The sequence below is a fragment of the Streptomyces aquilus genome (genome assembly GCF_003955715.1).
In the GTDB taxonomy this organism is placed as follows: Bacteria; Actinomycetota; Actinomycetes; order Streptomycetales; family Streptomycetaceae; genus Streptomyces; species Streptomyces aquilus.
This window is the reverse complement of sequence record NZ_CP034463.1, coordinates 8,259,141-8,278,655: the sequence shown is the minus strand read 5'-3', so window position 1 is coordinate 8,278,655 and position 19,515 is coordinate 8,259,141. Positions and strand designations below refer to the sequence as shown.

The following is a 19,515-nucleotide window of genomic DNA, read 5'->3' as shown; positions in this document are numbered from 1 at the left end:
AGTCATGGTGTGACACGTGTCAGACGCGGTCAATCACCGGGACGAGTGTTTCTTGACAGAAATTCAGCGGAGGGCCGGTTCCGCCAGCGTCAACGTGCCCGAGCCGGCGTCGAGTTCGGCCGCCACCCCGAACGGGATCGTCAACGCCCCTTCGCAGTGCCCGAATCCGAACTCCTCCACGACCGGCACCCCGAGCCCGCCGAGCCGGTCGACGAGCAACGCCCGCACCAGCGGGTACGGATCGCAGTCCTGCCAGGACCCGAGCAGCACTCCCCGCACCCCGTCGAGCCACCCCGCGCGCAGGAGTTGGGTGAGATAGCGGTCGAGGCGGTACGTCTCCTCGCCGACGTCCTCCAGACACAGCAGCCCGCCCCGCGCGGAGGGCCGGGCGTGCGGGGTGCCCAGGTCGGCGGCGAGCAGGCAGAGGCAGCCGCCGAGCGTGACGCCCTGTGCCCGGCCGGGGACGAGGGCCGTACCGCCGGAGGCGATCGTGCGGACCGTCTCCGGTGCGAAGAGGGTGGCTCTCAGGTGCTCCTGCGCCCGCGCGTTCTTGATGAAGTCGATCCCGGCGGCCATCGGCCCGTGCAGTGTGACGAGGCCGAGCCGGTTCGCGAACGCCTCGTGCAGGGCGGTGATGTCACTGAACCCGACGAAGACCTTCGGCCCGGCCGCCCTCATGGCCTCCCAGTCGAGCAGGTCGATCATCCGCTGGACGCCGTAGCCGCCGCGGGCGCACAGCACCGCGTCCACGGACGGATCGCACCAGGCGGCCTGGAGATCGGCGGCCCGGTCCGCGTCGCTGCCCGCCAGGTAGGGGAACTCGTCGTGCCGGTCCAGCACATGGGGGGCCACCACCGGGTCGAGGTCCCAGCCGCGCAGCACGTCGAGCCCGGCCTGCAACCGCTCCTCGGGCACGGGCCCGCTGGGCGCGACGACGGCGACGCGGGCTCCGGGCGCGAGTCTGGACGGCCGGACGAGTTCTTTCACTTGCTGTGCTCCTGGGTCGGGGGGCCGGCGAGTTCGTTCACTTGTCGAGCTCCAGAGTCGGGATGCCCGGCGGGTTGAGCGCGAAGACCTGTGCGTACAGGGAGAGTTCGGACTCCAGGGCCCTGATCATGGTCTCAGCCCGCCGGAACCCGTGCCCCTCCCCCTCGAAGGCGATGTACGCGTGCGGCACCCGCCGCCCCTCCATCCGGGCGAGGAACCGCTCGCACTGGGCGGGCGGGCAGATCACGTCGTCCAGCCCCTGGAGCAGCAGGAAGGGCGCGGTGATCCGGTCGGCGTGCTCGGTGGGCGAGCGCTCCGCGTACCGCGCGGGCACCTCGGCGAGCGGCCCGACGAGCGTCTCCAGGTACTGCGACTCGAAGTCGTGGGTCTCCCCCTCGCCCCAGCCGGCCAGGTCGAGGATGGGATAGACGATCGTGCCGCAGGCGTACACGTCGGTCACGGTGAGCGAGGCGGCCGCGGTCCAGCCGCCCGCGCTGCCGCCGCGGATCGCCAGCCGGTCCCGGTCGGCGGTGCCCTCGTCGGCGAGGGCGAGCGCGACCGCGGCGCAGTCCTCGACGTCGACGACGCCCCACTGCTCGCGCAGCCGGTTGCGGTACTCCCGGCCGTGCCCGGTCGAGCCGCCGTAGTTGACCTCGGCGACGCCGATGCCCCGGGAGGTGAAGTAGGCGATGGACAGGTCGAGGACGAGGGGCGCCCGGCTGGTCGGACCGCCGTGCGCCCACACGACGTACGGCGGCAGCTCGTCGCCCGGTGCGACACAGCCGGGGTGGTGGGGCGGGTAGACGTGGGCGTGGATCTCGCGTCCGTCGGGCCCGGTGAAGGTGCGGATCTGCGGTTCGGGGTAGTAGGCGGGGTCCACGGAGTCGTCATGGCCGGCGCCGATCACCCGCGCCCTGCCGATGGGGGCGCCCCCGCGCGAGTCTGTTCGAGCGTGGGGGAGGGTGTCCAGCTCCACCACTTCGTGGGCGCTGCGCGGGCTGGCCCCGACGCCGACGACCCGCTCGCCGTGCACCGCGAGGGTGGAGGCGAACTCGGTCCAGGGGCCCGCCGCGTCGACGACCTCCCCGGTCTCCGGGTCCAGCACCCCGAGCGCGGTGGCGCCCCGCCCGTGCACCACGGCGATCAGACCGCTCTCCAGCGGCGCGAACCAACGCTGTCCCAGCTTCCACAGCGGCCCGCCGAACTCCTCCTCGCGCGGGCACACCGGCTCGCCGTCGCGGTAGAGGTTCCACCAGCCGGTGCGGTCGCTCGCGTACAGCAGGGCGCCGTCCCGGGCCCAGTCGACCTGGGCGATGGACTCCTCGGGGCCGCCGGCGACCGTACGCGGTTCCCGCAGGGCGCCGTCGTCCGCGACCGAGGCGAGGACCAGCTCCGTGCCGTCCCACGGCATCCGCGGATGATCCCAGCCGAGCCAGGCCACATGCCGCCCGTCGGGCGAGATCCGCGGCCCGGTCACGAACCGGTGCCGGGCGTCGGTCAGTTCACGGAGGGCGTCCCGGTCCTGGGCGGCCGAGCCGTCCAGCGGCACCGCGGCCAGGACGCGGCGGACGTCGGTGGGGCCGTCGCCGGTGAACTCCTCCAGGACGCACCACACCTCACCGAGGTCGAGGCGGAGCACCGGGTCCGCCCAACGCAGGCCACCGCCCACCGGGGAGACGGGGGTCAGGGGACGCGGGTCGCCGCCGGGCTCGTACCGGTACAGGCGCTGGTCGGCGAAGTTCACGAAGACGACGAGCGGCCGGTCGCCGGCGCCCATGGTCCCGGCCCAGGGCCGGCCGCCGTACTCGATCACCCTGCTGCGGACGTTCCACGGCGCCGGGAGCACCGACTCCTCGCTGCCGTCCGTGCGGCGCCGCACCAGGGTGCGCCGGCCGCCCTCGGTGGGCCGCGGCTCGGTCCACCACGCCTCGTCGCCGACGAAGCCCACCCACTCTGGGTGCCCGTCGTGCGCGGCGGCGAGGGCCGCGTCGATGGGCGAGGGCCAGGAACCGTAGGGCAAGGTCTGCACGTCGTCCCCCATGTGCCTAGGCGCTCCGCAGGAACCGGTCGAGGACGTGGACGCCGAAGTGCAGCGCCTCGACCGGGACCCGCTCGTCCACGCCGTGGAAGAGCGCCTGGTAGTCGAAGCCCTCCGGGAGCTTCAGCGGCGCGAATCCGTAGCCGGTGATGCCGAGGCGCGAGAACTGCTTGGCGTCCGTGCCGCCGGACATGCAGTACGGCACCACATGTCCCTCCGGCGCGAACTCCTCGACGGCCGCCCGCATCGCCGCGTACGTCGGTGAGTCCACCGGCGCCTGGAGCGCGACCTCACGGTGGTGGAACTCCCACTCCACGTCCGGTCCGGTCAGCAGGTCAAGGGTCGTGCGGAACTCGTCCTCGCCGCCCGGGAGATAGCGTCCGTCGACGAACGCCACGGCCTCCCCGGGAATCACGTTGAGCTTGTAACCGGCGTCCAGCATGGTCGGGTTGGCGCTGTTGCGGACGGTCGCCTCGACGAGCTTCGCGGCCGGGCCCAGCTTCTCCAGCAGGGCGTCGACGTCGGTCAGGTCCGGCTCGATGCCGTACAGGGCGGCGAGTTCGGTGAGGGCGGCCCGGACGGTCGGGGTGAGCCGCAGCGGCCACTCGTGCTCGCCGATGCGGGTGACGGCGGCGGCCAGGCGGGTGACCGCGTTCTCCTTGTTCACCTTGGAGCCGTGTCCGGCCCGGCCGCGCGCGGTGAGCTTCAGCCAGCCCGTGCCCCGCTCACCGGCCGCGATGGGGTAGATCTGGCGCCCGGCGCCGTCGTGGAACGTGAAGGCCCCGGACTCGCTGACGCCCTCGGTGCAGCCCTCGAACAGCCCCGGATGCCGGTCGGCGAGAAAGCCCGAGCCGTCCTCGGCGCTGGCCTCCTCGTCGGCGGTGAACGCGACGACGACGTCCCGCCGGGGCCGGACACCCTCCCGCGCCCAGGAGCGGACCACGGCGAGGATCATCGCGTCCATGTTCTTCATGTCGACCGCGCCCCGGCCCCACACGACGCCGTCGCGGATCTCCCCGGAGAACGGGTGCACGCTCCAGTCGCGGGCCTCGGCCGGCACCACGTCCAGATGACCGTGCACCAGCAGCGCGTCCGCCGACGGGTCGGTGCCCTCGATCCGGGCGACGACGTTCGTCCGGCCCGGGACGCGCTCCAGCAGCACCGGCTCCAGGCCCGCCCCGGCCAGCTGCTCCGCCGCGTACTCGGCGGCGGGCCGCTCCTGGCAGTCGCCGCCGCCCCGGTTGGTGGTGTCGATACGGATCAGGTCCGAGGTGAACGTCACGACCTCGTCCAGCGCCTGCCCGTCAGCCATACTGCTCCTCCACCGCGGCCGAGACGATCGTGGTGACCGCCTTGAAGGCGCGGATTCCCTCGTACATCGTGGCGCTGGTGTACGCCACCTTCCGCTCACCGATCCGCCGCACGCCGGGCACGACGGTCGCGGCCATGGCCAGGTGCTCGGCGTCGAACTCGAGCGCGATCGTGAACGGCCCCGCGTCGACCGGTTCGTGACGCACCGCCAGGGCCGCCGCCTCCTTGGCCGCCGCGCGGATGTCGGCCGCGGTCCTGGCCGGTGTCCGGCACACCGCCGCGTACCGCGACACATGGTCCTTGACCGCGACCTTCAGTGCCTCCGGCGCGTACCCGAGCGCGTCCTCGCAGGCCACGTCGTCGCCGGTGACGAGGATCACGGGTACCCCGTACTCGGCGACCACGCGCGCGTTGAGGAGCCCTTCGCTGGCCCGTTCGTCGTTGACCCACACCCCGGTGATGGAGTTGGCGAGGTACGTGTGCGCGAGGACGCCCTCCATGCCGGCCCCGGCGTGATAGCCGACGAAGGCGATGCCGTCCACGTCGCCGTGCTGCACGCCCTCCACCATCGACAGCGACTTGTGCCGCCCGGTGAGCATCTCGGCGCGATCGTCGAGGCGCTCCAGGAGCAGGTTGCGCATGGTCCAGTGCGCCTCGTTGATCAGTACCTCGTCGGCTCCCCCGTCGAAGAAGCCCAGCACCGCGGCGTTCACGTCGGACGTGAACATCGCGCGGCACCGCTCCCACTGCGGAGTCCCCGGCAGCACGTCGGCCGGCCAGGTCACGCCGGTGGCGCCCTCCATGTCGGCGCTGATGAGGATCTTCATGCCGCCTCACGCTACGCGGTTCCGGCGGCTCACGGCAGCCCTGTGGAAAACCCTCACCGGCACAGACCAGTGAAGGTCACACCCCTCAGGCCGTACGCCCCACCACCTGCCACTTCGACGGCAGTTCGATGCGCACGCCGTCGGCGGTGTACTCCGTGGTGGTGAGCGGCAGTTCACCGCTCGCGAGGACGCTGAGACCGGCCGCGCGCAGATACTCGGGGACGGCGGCGTCGGAGACCTCGCCGGGCGCGATGCCGTGCCGGAAGACCGGCGCCAGCTTGGGCGGCGGGCCCGAGGGGCTCTGGGCCAGGCCCATCAGGACGGGCTTGGCGTCCTCGGAGAGCTCGACGAGGAAGGCCCGGCCGCGCTCGCCGAGCAGGGCGGCGAGCCCGTCGACGAAGGGCTGCCGGTCGTCGGGCTCGCACTGGTGCAGCACGCCCCGCACATAGACGTTGGCGTCGCCGAGCTCCGCGTGCAGCGACTCCGCCTCGCCCTTCCCGGCGGCGTCGAGCACCCGGTAGCCGGCCTGGCCCGCGGGGTCGGCCTGCCGGGCGTGCTCGACGGCCGCCTCGGACAGGTCGACGCCGAGGACGCGCGGGAAGCGGTCGGCGAGGAACCGGGTCTGGGTGCCGTTGCCGCAGCCCAGGTCGACCAGGGGCAGGCCGGGATCGATCAACTGGGGCTCGAAGAGGGCGAGATGGAGACCGGCGGTGAGCACGGGCTCCGCGTCCCAGAACACCGCCCCTTGTTCGTCGGGGGCCTCCCGCCAGAAGCCCTCCCAGGCCTCCCGGTACCGACTCGTCACGCTCATGCCCAACTCCCCAGGATGCGTAGCCGACCCGTCGTAAGTGACGGGCCAGTACGGTCTATCGCGCCCTGGTTACGGCGACAAGCGCGGAGCGCATTCCTTCACCCCTCGTACGAGCTGTGTACGCCCCCGGGCGCCCCGCGCGCCCCCCGCGCCCCGGTGGACCCGGACATGTGTCAGCGTCGCGGCAGCGTCTGTTCGAACCAGACGGTCTTGCCGGCGTTCGTCCGGCTCGCGCCCCACTCCCGCGCCAGCGTGCTGACGACGCGCAGACCGCGCCCGAACTCGTCATCGGCACCGGCGTTGCGCAGCGTGGGCAGCTCGTGGTCGTCGTCGTCCACCTCGCACAGCAGCGTCTCGCCCCGCACGAGCCGCAGCTCGACGGGGCGGCTGTGGGAGTGCCGTACGGCGTTGGTGACGAGCTCGCTGACCATGAGCTCGGTGGTGTCGGCCAGCCGTCCGAGCCCCCATTCGTGCAGCTGTTCCCGGACGGTGGCGCGGGCCCGGCCGACCTCGATCGGGTCGACGGCGAGCCGCCACTCGGCGACGTCGTCCGGTGCGATGCCGTTCAGCCGGGCCATCAGCAGGGCGACGTCGTCCTTGCGTCCGCCGCAGGTGTTGAGGGCGCGGATGATGGTGTCGCAGGCGTCGTCCATGGAGGCGGCCGGGTGGGCGGCGGACTCGCACAGCGTGGCCAGTCCCACGCCGATGTCCTCGCCGCGCACCTCGACCAGTCCGTCGGTGCACATCACGAGCCGGTCGCCGGGCTGCACGCGCACGCGTACCGCCTCGAACGGCACCCCGCCGACGCCGATGGGCGCGCCCGTCGGCAGGTCGAGCAACTCGCTGCGGCCGTCCGCCGCGTGCACGATCACCGGCGGGATGTGGCCCGCGTTGGCGATGTGCACCTCACTGGCGATCGGGTCGTACACGGCGTACAGACAGGTCGCGAGGTACGTGTCGCCGAGGCGCTGGGCGAGGTCGTCGAGGTTGCGCAGCAGCTGGGCCGGCGGCAGGTCCATGGCGGCCATGGTCTGCACGGCCGTACGCAACTGGCCCATCATCGCGGCCGAGTTGAGGCCGTGTCCCATGACGTCACCGACGACGAGGGCGGTGCGGGCGCCCGGCAGCTTCACGGAGTCGAACCAGTCGCCGCCGACGCGGCCGAGCAGGGTGCCCGGCAGATAGCGGGTGGCGATGTCGCAGCCCGCCATGCGCGGCGGGATGTGCGGCAGCATGCTGTCCTGGAGGGTCTCGGCGACGCTCTCCTGGTAGGTGTACATGCGCGCGTTGTCCAGCACCAGGCCCGCGCGGGCGGCGAGTTCGGCGCCGGTGACCCGGTCCATGTCGTTGAACTCGACGCGCTCCGGGTGCCGCAGCAGGATCATGAAGCCGAGGACCACATTGCGGGCCTTGAGCGGTACGACCAGCATCGAGCGGTGCGTGATCAGGGGCCGGATGTCGCGCTTCTCGAACTGCGCGGCGATGGCGTGGCCCATCTCCTCGCTGATGCGGGGCACGAGGACGGGTTCGCCGGTGGTCATGCACTGGAAGAACGGCGTGTGCGCGGGGAACGGCATGGCCTCGCCGACCGGCACCACGTCGTCCCAGCGGCCGGGTTCGTCGGTGTGCTCGACGGCGACCCGGTGCCACATGGTGGTGGTGTCCGGCACGCCTTCGGGGAACCCCTCGCCGGCGACGACCTGTTCGCGCAGATACGTGCCGGCGACGTCGGTGAAGCGGGGGACGACGGCGCGGCTGACCTCGATGATGGTCTTGGACAGGTCGAGGGAGGTGCCGATGCGGCCGCTGACCTCGTTGAGGAACTCCAGACGCTCGCGTACGGCGGCGTACTCGAGGTCCTCGGCGTCCTCGCCGTCCTGCTCCGCGATGTCCCGCGGCAGCGGCAGACCGTCGGCCGCGGCGCGCGCGGCCCGCTCCCGGCGTGCCCTGCGCTCGGCGCGGCGCGGGACACCCCAGTCGGGGGTCACCGGCACCCGGTCGTTCTGGCTGAACTCCAGGACGGGATAGCCCAGTTCCAGTATCTGGGAGACGATCCGGGCGCCTTCCCCGACGCTCATGCTGGGCAGGATCTCGGGGAGCCTGCGGGCCAGCTCCTCGGCGCCGGGGAAGTCGGTGTGCAGCGCGAAGGCCGGGGCGATGCGCTCGACGGCGATCTCGTCGTCGGGGGCGTCGGCCTTGAGGGCGTCCGCGTCGGCGGCCAGCACCAGCAGCCGCTCGTCGCCGGGGCCGATCAGAGGGTAGGCCCACCAGAGCACGTCCAGCCGGTCGCCGCCCTCGGCGACCGTGAGCCGGGCGCGGCCCGCGGCCGGGTAGGCGAGCCTGCCGCCGAGGGAGGACTCCAGGTCGGGTCCGAGGCCGTCGTAGCCGTCATACACCCCGTAGGCCACGGTGTCTTCCTCGTCGGGCAGCGCTCCGGAGACGGGCAGCAGATCGACCGCGGCGCGCCCGATCGCCTCCTCCTTGGCGGCGCCGAACAGGCGGCGCGCGCCCCGGCTCCAGTGGGACACGAGTCCGGCGCGGTCCACCACGACCACGGCCAGCGGGATGCGTCCGACCGCGGCACTGTCCGCCGCTCCGCTCTCAGCGCCGCGGCTGGGAGGTGTGTCCCTCGCACTGCCACGGTCCATGGCCCAGGCCCTCTCTCCCACGGCTCCGCAAAGATCTGTGCCGACCGTTCCACCGTACGGCCGCGGCCGGTGGTGATGTGCGGCAATGCGGGAATTGACCCCGCCGGATCGCACGCCACGCGCCCCGCGTGCGCCCCGGCCGGACGGAAACGGCCGGTTGGGGGCACCGTGGGGTTACTGACGGGTTTTCCGCCGCCGTATCCGGCTTGCTCAGTCCTCGTGCCCGAGCTGGAGGTCCCGCTCGGTGCGGCCGCCGCCCGCGACCTGGAGGACGGTGGCGATCGGCGGGTAGCCCGCGGCGATGACCGTGTACTCGCCGGAGGACAGGTCGACGAACCGGAACGTTCCGTCCGCGCCGGTGGTGAGCGTGTCCACGACGTTGCCCGCCGCGTCCAGCAGCGTCACGCGCGCGTCCTCGACGGGACGGCCGCCGCTCGCCCGTACCGTGCCGCGCAGCACGGCGCCGCCGGCGAGCTCGATGTCCTGGCGGGTCTCCCGGGCGGCCTGGACGGTGACGGGGAGCGCGGCCGGGCGGAAGGCGGGGGCGCTGGCGGCGAGGGTGTACTCCCCCGCCACGAGTTCGGTGATGACATAGCCGCCCTCGCGCCCGCTGCGGGTGGTGGCGACGACCTCGCCATGCACGTTGGTCAGGGTGACGGTGGCGTCCCGCACGATGGCGCCGTCCGCGGTCACCACGCTCCCGGCCAGGCGCCCGGCGCCGCCGAGGACGACGTCGAGTTCGACGGGCCGCTCGCCGACGGTCACGGAGACGGCCTGCGGCTGGTGCCCGCCCGCCGCCGCGATCAGGACGTACGCCCCCCGTCCCGGCGTCGACAGCGCGTACCGTCCGTCCTCGCCGCTCGCGCCCCGGCCGATCTGCTGCCCGGCGACGTCGATCAGCGTGAGCGCCGCGCGCGGGACGACGGTCCCGTCCGGGTGCTGCACGGTGCCGCACACCGGGATGCCGGCGGTGTACGGCGAACGGGCTTGCGGGATCGGCGTGTTCAGGGGCGCGGGCTCGGTTTCGGCGGCGTTGTGGGACGCTGCGCTGGTCACGAGGGGTTTCTCCTTGAGGAAGAAGGCGATGAGCAGTCCGAGGACGAGGACCGGCACGAGGTAGAGGAAGATCCGCGGCATGGCGTCGGCGTACGCCTGGATGTAGGCGTCGCGCAGCCGCGGGGGCAGCGCGTGGACGAGCTGCGGAGTGATGGACTCGGCGTCGGGCAGCCCCGCGGTCGGGGGCAGGCGCTTCGCGAGGGCGTCGGCGAGCCGGTCGGCGAAGAGCGTGCCGAAGATCGCCGCGCCGACCGAACCGCCGATCTGGCGGAAGTAGTTGTTGGCGCTCGTCGCCGTGCCGAGGTCGGCGGGGCGGACCGAGTTCTGCACGGCGAGGATGAGGACCGGCATCACCATGCCGATACCGGCGCCGAGGACGGCCATCCAGAGGCTGTAGTGCAGCCGGGGCGTGTCGACCTCCAGCCGGGACAGCAGCCACATGCCGAGGACGGAGAGCGCGCCGCCGAGGACGGGCCAGAGCTTGTAGCGGCCGGTGTGGCTGATGAGCTGTCCGGCGATGATCGAGGCGCCGACGATGCCGCCCATCATGGGCAGCATCAGCAGCCCCGACTCGGTGGCGCTGGCCCCGTCGACCATCTGCAGGAAGGTGGGCAGATAGCTGGCGGCCCCGAAGAGCGCGACGCCGACCACCAGGCCCACCAGACCGGTGATGTTGAAGACCGAGTCCCTGAACAGCCGCAGCGGGATGAGGGGTTCGGCCGCGAAGTGCTCGGCGACGAGGAAGAGGACGGTGGCCGCCGCCGCGCCCGCGCCGAGCCCGAGGATCACCCGGGAGCCCCAGGCGTACTCGGTGCCGCCCCAACTGGTCAGCAGCACCAGGCAGGTGGAGGCGGCGGCGAGCAGCAGCACGCCCAGGATGTCGAGGCGGGCCCTGGTGCGCGGCTTGGGCAGTTTGAGGACGACGGTGACGACGGCGAGGGTGACCAGGCCGAAGGGGATGTTGATGTAGAAGCACCACCGCCAGGAGAGGTGGTCCGTGAAGTAGCCGCCCAACAGGGGTCCGGCGACGGAGGCGAGGCCGAACGCGGCGCCGATGAGGCCCATGAACCGGCCGCGCTCCCGGGGCGGCACGATGTCGGCGATGATCGCCTGCACGCCGATCATGAGGCCGCCCGCGCCGATGCCCTGCACCGCGCGGAAGGCGATCAACTGGTCCATCGTCTGGGCCCGTCCGGCGAGGGCGGAGCCGATGACGAAGACGACGATCGCGAACTGGAAGACGCCCTTGCGGCCGAGGAGGTCGCCCAGCTTGCCGTAGACCGGCAGGCCGATGGTGGCGGTGAGGAGGTAGGCGGTGATCGCCCAGGACATCTTGTCCAGGCCGTGCAGCTCGCCGACGATCCTGGGGAGCGCGGTGGCGACGATCATCTGCTCCAGCGCGGCCAGCAGCAGCGCGAGCATCAGCCCGACGAAGACCAACCGCACCCGGCGCGGGCCGAGTTCGACGCTCCCGGCGGGTGCGGGGACGGCGAGCCCTGGGGTGTCCGGGGCCGGTTCGCCCCGGAGGTCCTCCTGCACCAGAGTGGTCCCGCCCACGTGTCCTCTCCCCTCGCCGCGCCCTCACAATTCCCGCTTAATGCGACAACTGCGAGCAAGCGCGACGAGTTACGGCAGACCGGCGCGGCGGACGGAGATCCACTCGATCCGGTGAGGGGAGCAACGCCCCCCGTTCACCAGGGACTTACTTCTCGACCTCGGTCGCGAGGTTGGCGAGCAGCGCGTCGTAGATCCGGCCGAGGCCCTTGGGGGCGAAGGTCTTCTCGAAGAAGCCGCCGATGCCGCCGGCGCCGTTCCAGACGGTGCTCACGACGACGCGGGACTTGCCCTCACCGGCCGGGGTGACCCGCCAGGTGGTGACCATGGAGGAGTTGCGGTCCTTCTCGACGAGCTCGCCGTCGGTGGGCTCGCTGACCTCCAGGAGGCAGTCGCGCACACGCTTGCTGGTGGCCTGGAGCTTCCAGTGGACGAGGGTGCCCTCGCCGTCGCCGCCCTCGCGCACCTCGTACTCGCTGAAGTGCTCGGGCAGCAGCTTCTGCCGCGTGCCGCTGTAGTCGGCGAGGGCGTCGAACACCTTCTCCGCGTCGGCGGCGACGACCCGCTCGGTGGTGGCCTCGACCTGCGCCATTGGAATCCTCCAGGACCTGGATTTCGGGGGTGGGGCCAAGCCAACCACCCCGGTCCCCGGGCGCCCAAATCGGGGCCGCGCGCGACACGCGGGAGCGCCCCCGGGAAAGACAGTCGCACGATCAAGGGAACATGTGTTCTATTCTCTGCTCAGTGCTACCGAGGAGGCCTCATGCGCTGGGAGAACCTCACACAGTCCGCCGAACACGGCAGGGCGGACGCCGCCCTGTTCGGCGCCGACGCGGTGACCAGCCGGACGTTCGACACGCCCGAATTCGCCGGCATCACCTTTCACGAGATCCGGGCCCGGTCGATCATCAACCGGGTGCCCGCGGTCTCCCGGATGTCCTTCCAGTGGACGGTCAACCCCTATCGGGGCTGTTCGCACGCGTGCGTGTACTGCTTCGCGCGCAAGACGCACAGCTATCTGGACCTCGACACCGGCCTCGGCTTCGACTCGCAGATCGTGGTCAAGACGAACGCCCCGGAGCTGCTGCGCCACCAGCTCGGCTCACGCCGCTGGCAGGGCGAGCACATAGCGATGGGCACGAACGTCGACTGCTACCAGCGCGCGGAGGGCCGCTACCGCCTGATGCCGGGCATCATCGGCGCCCTCACCGACCACGCGAACCCGTTCTCGATCCTGACCAAGGGCACGCTGATCCTGCGCGACCTCGACCTGCTCAAGCGGGCGCACGAGGTGACGGACGTCGGCATCTCCGTCTCGGTCGGCTTCACCGACCCCGACCTGTGGCGGACCGTGGAGCCGGGCACGCCCGCGCCCGAGCGCCGCCTGGACGTCGTCCGCACCCTGTCCGAGCACGGCATCGGCTGTGGCGTCCTGATGGCGCCGGTGATCCCGTTCCTGAGCGACGAACCGGCCCAACTCCGCGCCACCGTGCGGGCGATCGCGGCGGCCGGGGCGACCTCCGTCACCCCGCTGGTGCTGCATCTGCGCCCCGGCGCACGCGAGTGGTTCATGTCCTGGCTGGACCGGCACCACCCGTACCTGGTGCGCCGCTACGAGCGCCTGTACGCCGACGGCTCCTACGCGCCCAAGTGGTACCAGCGCCGGATCACCCGTCAGGTCCACGAGCTGGCCAGGGAGTACGGCATCGGCCCCGCCGACCCCGGCATGCCGCGCCGGCTACCGGAGCCGGAACCCGAGGCGGTCGCGCCCGACTTGCCGGGGGGAACCCAACTCACGCTGCTCTGAGAGCGTTCGAGCGCATCTGGCGGCCCAATTGGGTCAAGTCTCACCAGAACGCGTTCTTCCGGGCGCGCTTTCCGGGACGATGCGGCGAGGACCGTGAAACCCGCGGTCCGAAACCTCCGTCCTGGGAGGACTCCATGAGAAAACGCGCAGCCGTGCTGTGCGGCGCCGCCGTCGTCATGGCCGGGAGCTTCACCGCCCTGCCCGCCGACGCGAGCACTCCGCGCACCGCGGACACCGCTCCGGCCGCGAAGCTCACCTGGAAGAGCTGCGGCACCACGAACTACCCGACGCTCCAGTGCGCGTCCCTCAAGGTCCCACTCGACCACGACCAACCGCACGGGCGGCAGATCACGCTCGCGCTGTCCCGTGTCCCGCACACCGCGAAGAAGTCCCAGGGCCCGCTGCTGGTCAACCCCGGCGGTCCCGGCGGCAGCGGTCTGACGCTGGCCGGCTTCGTGGCCGGTTCGCTGCCCAAGGCGGTCGCGGCCCAGTACGACGTCATCGGCTTCGACCCGCGCGGGGTGGGCAAGAGCAAGCCGGCGCTCGACTGCAAGCCCGGCCACTTCAACCCCGTCCGCCCCGACTCCGTGCCGAGCACACCCGCGATCGAGAAGGCCAATCTCCAGCGGGCCACGTCCTTCGCGGCCGCGTGCGGCAAGAAGTACGCCGACCTGCTGCCGTACATCAACACGGTCCAGACCGTGCGGGACATGGACTCGATCCGTGCCGCCCTGGGCGCGAAGAAGATCAATTACTTCGGTTACTCGTACGGCACCTATCTGGGCGCGGTCTACGCCAAGCTCTTCCCGGAGCGTGTACGGCGCCTGGTCCTGGACTCGATCGTCGACCCGACCGGTGTCTGGTACGACGACAACCTCGGCCAGGACTACGCCTTCAACGACCGCCATCTCGCGTTCATGGCCTGGGTCGCCAAGTACAACGCCACCTACAAGCTCGGCACCGATCCGGCGAAGATCGAGGCCAAGTGGTACAAGGTGCGGGCCAAGCTGGCGAAGAAGCCCGCGGGCGGGAAGGTCGGCGCCTCGGAGTTCGAGGACACCTTCATCCCGGGCGGCTACTACAACGGCTACTGGCCCTACCTGGCGGAGGCGTTCGCGGCCTACGTGAACGACAAGAACGCCGACCCGCTCGTCGAGGCGTACGAGAACTTCGCCGCCGTCGACGCCTCCGGCGACAACGGCTACAGCGTCTACACCTCGGTGCAGTGCCGTGACGCCGACTGGCCGCGCGACTGGAGCCAGTGGCGCGACGACAACTGGGCGGTGTACAAGAAGGCGCCGTTCATGGCCTGGAACAACGCCTGGTACAACGCGCCGTGCGCGTTCTGGCCGACCGGCTCGCTGGAGCCGGTGGACATCGCCAACGGCGACCTGCCGCCGGTGCTGCTCTTCCAGGCGACCAACGACGCGGCCACCCCGTACCAGGGCGGCGTGATGGTCCACCGTCTGCTGCACGGCTCCAGCCTGGTCGTCGAGCAGGGCGGCGGGAACCACGGCATCACGCTGAGCGGGAACGCCTGCCTGGACAAGCACCTGGCGGCGTACCTGACGGACGGCACGGTGCCGCGCAGCGGCGGCGAGGTCGACGCGGTGTGCGACGCGCTGCCCGACCCGAAGCCGCTGAGCTCGTCGGCGTCGGCGTCGAGGGGCTCGACGCTGCACGGCATGCTCGGCTTCCGCGGCTGAGCGGCCTCGTCTGACGGCCCGTCGGGGGCGTTGTCAGACCCATGGTCCACCATGGACGCATGAGTGAGCTGACCAGGATTCCCGCCCCCGACGGGCTCGCCCCCGCCGCGCAGTACTCCCATGTCGTGCTGGGCACCGGCACGTTCGTCGCGATCTCCGGCCAGCTCGCCCTGGACGAGGACGGCAAGCTCGTCGGCGAGGGCGACCCGGCGGCGCAGGCCCACCAGGTCTTCGAGAACCTCCGCCGCTGTCTGACCGCCGCGGGCGCGACCTTCGACGACGTCGTCAAGCTCACGTACTTCGTCACGGACGTGGCGCACCTGCCCGCGATCCGCGCCGCCCGCGCCGCGCACATACCCGACGACCGGCTGCCGGCCGCCTCCGCGGTCCAGGTCGCGGCACTGGTGCGGCCCGAGTTCCTCATGGAGGTCGAGGCTTTCGCGGTGACCGCCGGGTGATCCAGGTCAGAGAGATGACCCTCGCCGACTGCGACCGCGTCGCGGAGATCCGCATCCGGGGCTGGCAGACCGCGTACCGGGGGCTGATGCCGCAGCCGTACCTGGACGCGCTCAGCGTGACCGAGGACGCCGAGCGCCGCCGCGAGCGGTTCCGGCGGTCCGACGGCAGCGTGGTGAACCTCGTCGCGGAACAGGACGGCGAGCTTGTGGGCTGGGCCGCGCACGGCCCGTACCGGGACGGTGAACAGCGCACGTCCGACGCCGAGTTGTACGCGATCTACGTCGACGCAGCGCGGTTCGGCGGTGGCGTCGGCCACGCGCTGCTCCAGGAGTCGGTACGCCGGTGCACGGCCGCCGGTCATCAGCGGCTGTACCTCTGGGTCCTCAAGGGCAACACCCGCGCCCGTGCCTTCTACGAGCGGGCGGGGTTCCACCCCGACGGCGCCGAGGAGCCGTTCGAGGTGGACGGGGTCGCGGTGCCGGAGGTGCGGTACGTCAAGAGCCTCCGCGCGGGCTAGGAATCCGCGCCAGCGCGTGCACGGCCGCCTCCGCCAGCGCCGGATGCGCCAGGGCCTCGTTCAGTACCGGTCGGGCGCGGGCGTCGCCGAGGGTGCCGAGGCCCTCGACGCAGGCGAGGGCCACCCGGCGGTAGGGGTCGTGCGGGCGCAGGCGCCGCGAGAGCGTGGTGATGAGGGCCGGGACCGACTCGGGCGCGCGCAGTTCGGCGAGCAGCCTGACCGGGTGCAGGGCGTAGGCGACCCGCAGTTCGTTGGTGGCCAGGGCCGCCGCCGCGCGGGCCGTGCGCGGGTCTCCCAGGCGGGCCAGGGCGTGGGCGGCGGAGGCGCAGCGCTGCGGGTCGCGGTGGTTGAGCAGCAGGACGAGGGCCTCGAAGGCGCGGGGGTCGCCGGCGACTCCCAGGCGGAAAGCGGCCAGCTCCCGCGCCCACAGCGGCTGCCCGGATTCGGTCAGCACCGCCGCCAGTTCGTCGAGGTCCTTCGTCCCCGCCAGCCGCTCATAGGCCGCCGACGCCCCGGACTCCTGCCGTAAGCGCTCCGTGAGCGATCGCAACTCTTCGTCCATGACGGCAGCCTAGGCGGGGCACAGGGGGCGAGGGACGTACATCACAAAGACCGGGGGCTGGCGCGCTCGTTACCCGCGGGTTAAGCTCAATCGAGCGAGTTACCCACTCGCGGAACTCCTTGCGGTGGCCTGGTGACGCAGCCATCACAAGAGCAGTCGGTTCGGTACCCGTTGTTCGGTACCTCAGTACGACGCGGCTTGGGACAGGGCCGGTCGGCTTCACCGTTCTCCGGGCGTGTGCACGCCCGTGACGACGGCTTCGCACCACCGGGCGTGTGCGCAAGTAGCCCGGCAACACCCGCATCTCGCAGTGTCCACGCACCCGGTGCGCCCTTCGGCGTACCGGGTCGCGCTCCCAGTCGTCACCCTCATTCCTGGAGTCCCGCGATGGCCGCTCCCCTGTCCGACACCCCTCTGTCCCCGATCCAGACCGTCGCCGTCGTCGGCCTCGGCACCATGGGCACCGGCATCGCCGAGGTCCTCGCCAAGGCCGGCCGCACGGTCCTCGGCATCGACATCAGCGAGGCCGCGGCCGCCCAGGCCGTCGCCGCCCTGGAGACCTCCACCGGCCGTGCCGTGACCCGTGGCCGGCTGACCGAGGAGCAGCGCGCGGACATCCTCGCCCGGATCCGCACCTCCACCGACCTGCGCACCGCGGCCGACGCGGACCTGGTCATCGAGGTGGTCCCGGAGTCGTACGAGATCAAGCACCAGATCTTCCGCGAGCTCGACGGCATCGTCCGGCCCGGGACGATCCTGGCGACCGGCACCAACGCCCTGTCCGTCACCCGGCTCGCGGCCGACTCGGCCCGTCCGGAGCGCGTGCTCGGCCTGCACTTCTTCAACCCGGCGCCGGCGATGAAGCTGGTCGAGGTGGTCTCCTCGGTGCTGACCGCGCCGAACGCCGTCACCGCCGTCACCGATCTCGCGCTCGACCTGGGCAAGGAGCCCGTCGCGGTCGGCGACCGGCCCGGCTTCGTCGCCGACGGGCTGCTGTTCGGCTACCTCAACCAGGCCGCCGCGATGTACGAGGCGAAGTACGCCTCCCGTGAGGACATCGACGCCGCGATGCGGCTCGGCTGCGGACTGCCGATGGGCCCGCTCGCGCTGCTCGACCTGATCGGCATCGACACCGCGCGGACCGTCCTGGACGCCATGTACGCCGAGTCCCACGACCGGCTGCACGCCCCCGCCCCGATCCTCAAGCAGCTCAGCGAGGCGGGCCTGACGGGCCGTAAGTCGGGCCGCGGCTTCTACTCGTACGAGGCCCCGGGCAGCGCGACCGTCGTCCCGGACGCCCTGACGCCCGCCGAGGGCGGCTCCCGGGCCGAGGGCCGCTCGGTCCGTTCCGTCGGTGTCGCCGGTTCGGGCACCATGGCGTCCGGCATCGCCGAGGTCTTCGCCAAGGCCGGGTACCAGGTCGTCCTGGCCGCCCGCAGCGAGGAGAAGGCGCAGGCCGCCAAGGCCCGTATCGGCAAGTCCCTCTCGCGCTCGGTCGACAAGGGCCGGATGACCGCCGAGGCCGCCGCGCAGACCCTGGACCTGATCACGCCGGCGGGCTCCTACGACGCCTTCGCCGACGTCGACCTGGCGGTCGAGGCGGTCGCCGAGGACCTGGAGATCAAGCAGCAGCTGTTCCAGACGCTGGACAAGGTCTGCAAGCCGGGCGCGGTCCTGGCCACCACCACCTCCTCGCTCCCGGTCGTCGCCTGCGCCCGCGCCACCTCGCGCCCGCAGGACGTGATCGGCATGCACTTCTTCAACCCGGCGCCGGCGATGAAGCTGGTCGAGGTCGTGCGCACGGTCCTCACGGCGGAGGACGTCCACGCGACGGTCCGCGAGGTCTGCGGCCGCATCAGGAAGCACGCGGTGGACTGCGGGGACCGGGCCGGGTTCATCGTGAACGCGCTGCTGTTCCCGTACCTCAACAACGCCATCAAGATGGTCGAGGAGCACTACGCCTCCCTCGACGACATCGACGCCGCGATGAAGCTCGGCGGTGGCTACCCGATGGGCCCCTTCGAGCTGCTGGACGTCGTCGGACTGGACGTGTCGCTCGCCATCGAGAAGGTCCTGCACCGCGAGTTCCGGGACCCGGGCCTGGCCCCGGCCCCGCTCCTGGAGCACCTGGTGGCCGCGGGCTGCCTCGGCCGCAAGACCGGCCGCGGCTTCCGCGAATATGCCCGCCGCTGACGCGTCCGGCGACTGGTTCAGAGCGAACGACGACTGGGGCGGACTGCTCGACCCCCACGGGAACCCCCCGCCCACGGCGGGCGGGGGCTCCCTGGGACAGGAGCGCCAACCTGCGCACATGCAGTACGTTCGGGTCATGTCCCAGCCCGCCAAGTCCTCACGTACACCAGCTACGCCCGACGCGCCGGAGAGTGCCGCAGGCAGCCGCGCGGCCGCCCAACGGCTCAAGATGCGCCGAGAACTGGCGGCCGCGGCGATGGAGCTGTTCTCGACCAAGGGGTACGAGGCGACCACCGTCGACGAGATCGCGGCCGCGGCCGGAGTCGCGCGCCGTACCTTCTTCCGTCACTTCCGCTCCAAGGAAGAGGCGATCTTCCCCGATCACGACGACACCCTGATCCGCGCCGAGGCCGTGCTCAACGCGGCTCCCCCGCACGAGCACCCGCTCGACACGGTGTGCAACGGCATCAAGGAGGTCATGCGGATGTACGCGGCCCGGCCGGAGATCTCGGTCGCCCGCTACAAGCTGACCCGTGAGGTGCCGACCCTGCGCGAGGCGGAGATCGCGTCGGTGGCCCGCTACGAGCGCCTGTTCACCCGCTATCTGCTGGGCCACTTCGACGAGCACGCGCACGACGACGACGCCAACGACGACCCGCTGCTCGCGGAGGTCGCCGCGTCCGCCGTGGTCACCGCGCACAACCACGTGCTGCGGCGCTGGCTCCGGGCCGGCGGCCAGGGCGACGTGGAGGCCCAGCTGGACCACGCCTTCGCGATCGTACGGAAGACGTTCGGGACCGGCATCGGCGCCGGGCGCACGGCAACCCCGCAGCCGTCCGCCGCGACGGTCTCCACCCACGGCGAGGTGCTGGTGACGGTCGCGCGCACCGACGCCCCGCTGGACCAGGTGATGCGGACCATCGAAGAGGCGCTCAAGGACCGCTGAGCCCTCCCCTCCGCTGTGATGACGGCCACCCTTCGGGGTGGCCGTTTTGGCATGTCAGAGCCCCTTTTCGAGGGGAATTCAAGCCGCGTTCGA

Annotated in this window: 15 protein-coding genes; 6 read left to right on the top strand and 9 right to left on the bottom strand. The window is 72.0% G+C overall.

Annotation, left to right across the window (positions count from 1 at the left end):
• Positions 1-63 precede the first annotated feature (63 nt).
• The 8 genes from EJC51_RS37920 to EJC51_RS37885 form a co-directional block, all read right to left on the bottom strand.
• Positions 64-987 carry a S66 peptidase family protein gene (locus tag EJC51_RS37920; protein WP_126275190.1) on the bottom strand — a complete coding sequence of 308 codons (924 nt, stop codon included), beginning with the start codon at positions 985-987 and terminating at the stop codon, positions 64-66.
• Between the two features lie 37 nt (positions 988-1,024).
• A complete protein-coding gene (locus tag EJC51_RS37915) occupies positions 1,025-3,028 on the bottom strand; it encodes a S9 family peptidase (protein ID WP_126275189.1) in 2,004 nt (667 codons plus the stop codon).
• 4 nt (positions 3,029-3,032) lie between these two features.
• Complete coding sequence (locus EJC51_RS37910) at positions 3,033-4,337, bottom strand: M20/M25/M40 family metallo-hydrolase (RefSeq protein ID WP_126275188.1); 1,305 nt, start codon at positions 4,335-4,337, stop codon at positions 3,033-3,035.
• Entirely contained in the window at positions 4,330-5,163 is an 834-nt protein-coding gene (locus EJC51_RS37905) for a M55 family metallopeptidase (RefSeq protein ID WP_126275187.1), read from the bottom strand. Before EJC51_RS37905 ends, EJC51_RS37910 begins: the two co-directional genes overlap by 8 nt.
• An 85-nt stretch (positions 5,164-5,248) precedes the next feature.
• Positions 5,249-5,974 carry a class I SAM-dependent methyltransferase gene (locus EJC51_RS37900; protein WP_126275186.1) on the bottom strand — a complete coding sequence of 242 codons (726 nt, stop codon included), beginning with the start codon at positions 5,972-5,974 and terminating at the stop codon, positions 5,249-5,251.
• A gap of 173 nt (positions 5,975-6,147) precedes the next feature.
• Positions 6,148-8,622, bottom strand: a complete 2,475-nt coding sequence (locus EJC51_RS37895; protein WP_126275185.1) for a SpoIIE family protein phosphatase — start codon at positions 8,620-8,622, stop codon at positions 6,148-6,150.
• Between the two features lie 210 nt (positions 8,623-8,832).
• Positions 8,833-11,235, bottom strand: a complete 2,403-nt coding sequence (locus EJC51_RS37890; protein ID WP_126275184.1) for an MFS transporter — start codon at positions 11,233-11,235, stop codon at positions 8,833-8,835.
• A 145-nt stretch (positions 11,236-11,380) separates the two neighbouring features.
• The gene (locus EJC51_RS37885; protein ID WP_126275183.1) at positions 11,381-11,824 is read right to left on the bottom strand and encodes an SRPBCC family protein; all 444 of its coding nucleotides are present in this window, start codon (positions 11,822-11,824) and stop codon (positions 11,381-11,383) included.
• Between the two features lie 171 nt (positions 11,825-11,995).
• Between EJC51_RS37885 and EJC51_RS37880 the strand changes: the two genes are divergently transcribed.
• The 4 genes from EJC51_RS37880 (at position 11,996) to EJC51_RS37865 (ending at position 15,721) form a co-directional block, all read left to right on the top strand.
• Positions 11,996-13,039 carry an Rv2578c family radical SAM protein gene (locus EJC51_RS37880; RefSeq protein WP_126275182.1) on the top strand — a complete coding sequence of 348 codons (1,044 nt, stop codon included), beginning with the start codon at positions 11,996-11,998 and terminating at the stop codon, positions 13,037-13,039.
• Between the two features lie 134 nt (positions 13,040-13,173).
• Positions 13,174-14,745: an alpha/beta hydrolase gene (locus tag EJC51_RS37875; protein ID WP_126275181.1), complete on the top strand. Its 1,572-nt coding sequence runs from the start codon at positions 13,174-13,176 to the stop codon at positions 14,743-14,745.
• Positions 14,746-14,804: 59 nt separating this feature from the next.
• Positions 14,805-15,203, top strand: coding sequence for a RidA family protein (locus EJC51_RS37870; protein WP_126275180.1), 399 nt, complete (start codon positions 14,805-14,807; stop codon positions 15,201-15,203).
• A 14-nt stretch (positions 15,204-15,217) separates the two neighbouring features.
• Positions 15,218-15,721, top strand: a complete 504-nt coding sequence (locus EJC51_RS37865; protein WP_126277293.1) for a GNAT family N-acetyltransferase — start codon at positions 15,218-15,220, stop codon at positions 15,719-15,721.
• On the opposite strand, the gene EJC51_RS37860 is transcribed toward EJC51_RS37865, so the two are convergent.
• Positions 15,699-16,283, bottom strand: a complete 585-nt coding sequence (locus EJC51_RS37860; protein ID WP_126275179.1) for an adenylosuccinate lyase — start codon at positions 16,281-16,283, stop codon at positions 15,699-15,701. The two genes, EJC51_RS37865 and EJC51_RS37860, sit on opposite strands and share 23 nt — an antisense overlap.
• Before the next feature lie 387 nt (positions 16,284-16,670).
• Here EJC51_RS37860 and EJC51_RS37855 point away from each other — a divergent pair, with 387 nt between their 5' ends.
• Positions 16,671-18,476: a 3-hydroxyacyl-CoA dehydrogenase family protein gene (locus tag EJC51_RS37855; RefSeq protein ID WP_126275178.1), complete on the top strand. Its 1,806-nt coding sequence runs from the start codon at positions 16,671-16,673 to the stop codon at positions 18,474-18,476.
• A gap of 136 nt (positions 18,477-18,612) precedes the next feature.
• On the top strand, positions 18,613-19,422 hold the full coding sequence (locus tag EJC51_RS37850) for a TetR family transcriptional regulator (RefSeq protein WP_194083264.1): 810 nt from the start codon (positions 18,613-18,615) through the stop codon (positions 19,420-19,422).
• Positions 19,423-19,515: the final 93 nt, after the last annotated feature.

Excerpts from the sequence above, each read along its gene's own strand:
- EJC51_RS37915 (WP_126275189.1), bottom strand. The coding sequence starts at position 3,028 with ATGGGGGACGACGTGCAGACCTTGCCCTACGGTTCCTGGCCCTCGCCC.
- EJC51_RS37910 (WP_126275188.1), bottom strand. The coding sequence starts at position 4,337 with ATGGCTGACGGGCAGGCGCTGGACGAGGTCGTGACGTTCACCTCGGAC.
- EJC51_RS37905 (WP_126275187.1), bottom strand. The coding sequence starts at position 5,163 with ATGAAGATCCTCATCAGCGCCGACATGGAGGGCGCCACCGGCGTGACC.
- EJC51_RS37900 (WP_126275186.1), bottom strand. The coding sequence starts at position 5,974 with ATGAGCGTGACGAGTCGGTACCGGGAGGCCTGGGAGGGCTTCTGGCGG.
- EJC51_RS37895 (WP_126275185.1), bottom strand. The coding sequence starts at position 8,622 with ATGGACCGTGGCAGTGCGAGGGACACACCTCCCAGCCGCGGCGCTGAG.
- EJC51_RS37885 (WP_126275183.1), bottom strand. The coding sequence starts at position 11,824 with ATGGCGCAGGTCGAGGCCACCACCGAGCGGGTCGTCGCCGCCGACGCG.
- EJC51_RS37880 (WP_126275182.1), top strand. The coding sequence starts at position 11,996 with ATGCGCTGGGAGAACCTCACACAGTCCGCCGAACACGGCAGGGCGGAC.
- EJC51_RS37875 (WP_126275181.1), top strand. The coding sequence starts at position 13,174 with ATGAGAAAACGCGCAGCCGTGCTGTGCGGCGCCGCCGTCGTCATGGCC.
- EJC51_RS37870 (WP_126275180.1), top strand. The coding sequence starts at position 14,805 with ATGAGTGAGCTGACCAGGATTCCCGCCCCCGACGGGCTCGCCCCCGCC.
- EJC51_RS37865 (WP_126277293.1), top strand. The coding sequence starts at position 15,218 with ATGACCCTCGCCGACTGCGACCGCGTCGCGGAGATCCGCATCCGGGGC.
- EJC51_RS37860 (WP_126275179.1), bottom strand. The coding sequence starts at position 16,283 with ATGGACGAAGAGTTGCGATCGCTCACGGAGCGCTTACGGCAGGAGTCC.
- EJC51_RS37855 (WP_126275178.1), top strand. The coding sequence starts at position 16,671 with ATGGCCGCTCCCCTGTCCGACACCCCTCTGTCCCCGATCCAGACCGTC.
- EJC51_RS37850 (WP_194083264.1), top strand. The coding sequence starts at position 18,613 with ATGTCCCAGCCCGCCAAGTCCTCACGTACACCAGCTACGCCCGACGCG.